The sequence below is a fragment of the Terrisporobacter mayombei genome (assembly GCF_020748465.1).
GTDB classification, from domain to species: Bacteria; Bacillota; Clostridia; order Peptostreptococcales; family Peptostreptococcaceae; genus Terrisporobacter; species Terrisporobacter mayombei.
In genome coordinates this window covers 1-430 of the sequence record NZ_JAHZMP010000301.1, presented here as the reverse complement: position 1 = coordinate 430, position 430 = coordinate 1, and the positions used below count along the sequence as shown (strand labels likewise).

Here is a 430-nt window from a genome sequence, read left to right as displayed (position 1 = left end):
CCATGCTCTGTCGTCATGTTATAAATTGCCTGAAGAAACCGATCCAGCTTAAGCAATGTTGATAAATAACAGGATACTTTATTTCCGAATAATTCCCTGAACGGCTGTGCATCATTAAAAAGTCTGTCACAGGGATTAGGATGGGACCCCAGCATATGAATGAAAATCACTTTTGGAGAAGACGAATTAACAGCTTCCCTGACATACTGAAGCATATCTTCATCATCAATGCGACGGGAAGAAGAGCTCCCTTCCTTAAGAAAATATTTCTTATCCGCATTGGCGGCGATGACAGAAATCAGCGTATCATGTCGCCCTAAAGAGCCCTGATTTGATATCCACCACGTCTCATATCCGGCTTTTCTGGCAAGCGTAACAATATTATTACCCGGATTGCCTGTTTCAGTGTAATCAAGAGTCAGTGTTCTGC

The 430-nt window shown here is 42.3% G+C and carries 1 protein-coding gene; it reads right to left on the bottom strand.

The features are described from left to right. Nucleotides 1-430, bottom strand: a 430-nt coding sequence (locus K0039_RS25580; protein ID WP_228106933.1) for a sulfatase-like hydrolase/transferase, incomplete at both ends; no start/stop codon positions are given.